The 3438-nt window shown below is 47.1% G+C and carries 4 protein-coding genes; all 4 read left to right on the plus strand.

Features of this window, described 5'->3' with window-relative positions; translation table 11 throughout:
* Nucleotides 1-1126: osmoprotectant ABC transporter ATP-binding protein OpuCA (gene opuCA, locus RAC86_RS36850; RefSeq protein WP_377886789.1), on the plus strand; the 1126-nt coding region annotated here is incomplete at its 5' end.
* 22 nt (nucleotides 1127-1148) lie between these two features.
* Nucleotides 1149-1802 (plus strand): glycine betaine/carnitine/choline/choline sulfate ABC transporter permease OpuCB, encoded by a 654-nt coding sequence (gene opuCB / locus RAC86_RS36855; protein WP_003219978.1) that lies wholly within the window; start codon nucleotides 1149-1151, stop codon nucleotides 1800-1802.
* Nucleotides 1803-1815: 13 nt separating this feature from the next.
* Nucleotides 1816-2733 carry an osmoprotectant ABC transporter substrate-binding lipoprotein OpuCC gene (gene opuCC / locus RAC86_RS36860; RefSeq protein ID WP_014115192.1) on the plus strand — a complete coding sequence of 306 codons (918 nt, stop codon included), beginning with the start codon at nucleotides 1816-1818 and terminating at the stop codon, nucleotides 2731-2733.
* A 17-nt stretch (nucleotides 2734-2750) separates the two neighbouring features.
* Nucleotides 2751-3419, plus strand: coding sequence for a glycine betaine/carnitine/choline/choline sulfate ABC transporter permease OpuCD (opuCD, locus tag RAC86_RS36865; RefSeq protein WP_072183253.1), 669 nt, complete (start codon nucleotides 2751-2753; stop codon nucleotides 3417-3419).
* Nucleotides 3420-3438 lie beyond the last annotated feature (19 nt).

Consider the following 3438-nt stretch of genomic DNA (forward strand, 5'->3'; position numbering starts at 1 on the left):
ACAAGTGTCAAAAGTATATAAGGGCGGAAAAAAAGCTGTGAACAGCATTGATTTAGATATTGCCAAGGGTGAGTTTATCTGTTTTATCGGCCCGAGCGGCTGCGGAAAAACGACGACGATGAAGATGATTAACAGACTGATAGAACCATCGTCGGGAAGGATCTTTATCGACGGAGAAAATATTATGGAACAGGACCCGGTTGAGCTGAGGAGAAAAATCGGCTATGTGATTCAGCAGATTGGTTTGTTCCCTCACATGACCATTCAGCAGAATATCTCACTCGTACCAAAACTGCTGAAATGGCCTGAAGAAAAACGGAAAGAACGGGCGAGAGAGCTGTTAAAGCTCGTGGATATGGGCCCGGAATATTTAGACCGTTATCCCCATGAGCTCAGTGGCGGACAGCAGCAAAGAATCGGCGTGCTGCGTGCACTGGCTGCGGAACCCCCTCTCATTTTAATGGATGAACCGTTCGGAGCGCTTGATCCGATTACGCGTGATTCCCTTCAGGAAGAATTTAAAAAACTGCAAAGAACACTAAACAAAACCATTGTGTTTGTAACCCACGATATGGATGAAGCCATTAAGCTTGCTGACCGGATTGTGATTTTAAAAGCGGGAGAAATCGTTCAAGTCGGTACACCTGATGAGATTCTCCGGAACCCGGCGAATGAATTTGTGGAAGAATTTATCGGGAAAGAGCGCCTGATCCAGACAAGGCCTGAAATTGAGCGGGTTGAGCAGATGATGAACAGAACGCCTGTCACGGTCACAGCGGACAAAACGCTTTCTCAGGCGATTCAGCTGATGAGAGAAAAACGTGTCGATTCGCTGCTCGTTGTAGACCGGCAAAATGTGCTGAAGGGCTATGTTGATGTGGAAATGATTGATCAAAACCGCAAAAAAGCGAGCGTCGTTGGTGATGTATACCGCTCTGATATATATACCGTACAAAAAGGGGCGCTTCTTCGCGATACGGTCCAAAAAATCTTGAAGCAGGGAATCAAATATGTTCCTGTGGTGGATGAACAGAACCATTTAGCAGGAATTGTGACGAGAGCGAGCCTTGTTGATATCGTATACGACTCTATATGGGGTGAGGAAGACCAGCTTATGACGATCTGATCAGGGGAGGAGCTCTTTTAAGATGAATCAAATGATGACTTTTTTGCAAACGAACGGCGGAGAGCTGCTGTATAAAACAGGAGAGCATTTATATATTTCACTCATAGCCGTTGTATTGGGCATAATCGTAGCAGTGCCGCTCGGTGTCGCTCTCACTAGAATGAAAAAAGGTGCAGGTGCGATTATAGGTGTCGTCAACATTGTGCAAACCTTGCCGAGTCTGGCGATTTTAGCCTTTTTTATTCCGCTTCTCGGCGTAGGGAAAGTGCCTGCGATTGTCGCTTTATTTTTCTATTCGGTGCTGCCGATCCTGCGTAATACGTATACCGGCATCAAAGGTGTAAACAAAAATCTGCTGGAATCGGGAAAAGGGATTGGCATGACCGGATGGGAGCAGATTCGGCTCGTCGAAATCCCGCTGGCGATTCCGATCATCATGGCGGGAATCCGCACGTCAACGATTTATTTAATCGGCTGGGCGACACTTGCGTCGTTTATCGGCGGCGGCGGTCTCGGTGACTACATTTTTATCGGCCTGAACCTGTATCAGCCTGAATATATCATTGGCGGCGCCGTCCCGGTCACGATCCTGGCAATTATCATTGATTATGTGCTGGCTGTGACAGAACGAAAGGTGACGCCGAAAGGATTGCAAGGGATGAAGGAAGTTTCGTAAGGAGTTGGCTTTGTTGAAAACGAAAAAAATCAAATGGCTTGGCGCGCTCGCTCTCACCTTTGTCCTGCTGCTGAGCGGCTGTGCTTTGCCGGGACTCGGCGGCGCTTCAGATGAAACGATCAAAATCGGGGCGCAAAGCATGACAGAATCAGAAATTTTAGCGAATATGATCGCGCAGCTTATTGAACATGATACAGATTTGAATACCGCTTTAGTGAAAAACCTCGGATCAAACTATGTACAGCACCAAGCAATGCTGGGCGGTGACATTGATATTTCTGCCACGCGCTATTCCGGAACGGATTTAACAAGCACCCTCGGCAAGGAAGCGGAAAAGGATCCGAAAAAAGCGCTTAACATTGTGCAGAACGAGTTTAAGAAGCGCTTTTCCTATAAATGGTTTGATTCCTACGGATTTGATAACACATATGCCTTCACCGTAACAAAAAAGTTTGCGGAAAAGGAGCATATTAACACCGTGTCTGACCTGAAGAAAAACGCTTCACAATATAAATTGGGCGTCGACAATGCCTGGCTGAAACGAAAAGGCGACGGATATAAAGGCTTTGTCAGCACATATGGCTTTGAGTTCGGCACAACTTATCCGATGCAGATCGGGCTTGTCTATGACGCAGTCAAAAATGGGAAAATGGACGCCGTTCTGGCTTATTCAACGGATGGACGGATTAAAGCCTATGATCTGAAAATCTTAAAAGACGATAAGCGTTTCTTCCCGCCGTATGACTGTTCACCGGTGATTCCGGAAAAAGTGCTTAAGGAACATCCGGAGCTTGAAGGTGTGATCAATAAGCTGATTGGGCAAATCGATACGGAAACGATGCAGGAGCTTAACTATGAGGTAGATGGCAAACTGAAGGAGCCTTCTGTCGTAGCAAAGGAATTTTTAGAGAAACATCATTATTTTGACTAAGAAAAGAGGCGGATCATATGGAAGTACTACAGCAGCTTGGCACTTACTATTCGCAAAACGGCGGTTACGTGCTGCAGGAGTTTTACCGCCATTTTCTGATGTCGGTGTACGGCGTTTTATTTGCCGCCATTGTTGGAATTCCGCTCGGCATTCTGATCGCCAGATACAGAACATTAAGCGGGTGGATTTTTGCGGTGACGAACGTCATTCAGACCATCCCGGCTCTCGCCATGCTCGCTGTGCTGATGCTTGTCATGGGGCTGGGCGCTAATACGGTGATATTGTCATTATTTCTGTATTCACTTCTGCCGATTATCAGAAACACGTATACGGGCATTATCAGCATTGAACACGCTTATCTTGAATCCGGAAAAGCGATGGGAATGACAAAATTTCAAGTGCTGCGGATGGTCGAGCTTCCGCTTGCACTTTCTGTCATTATGGCGGGCCTTCGCACAGCGCTTGTCATTGCGATCGGCATTACGGCCATCGGAACATTTGTCGGTGCAGGCGGGCTGGGGGATATCATCGTCAGGGGATCAAACGCAACAAACGGAACAGCGATAATATTAGCGGGCGCGATCCCCACAGCTCTGATGGCGGTGATTGCCGATTTGGTCATGGGCTGGCTTGAACGCGCGTTAAGCCCGATTAAAAAGAAGAAAAATCTGGCCAGCGCCGCATAAGAAAAAACGCCTTGTGAAT

The organism is Bacillus sp. LR_5 (assembly GCF_042709275.1).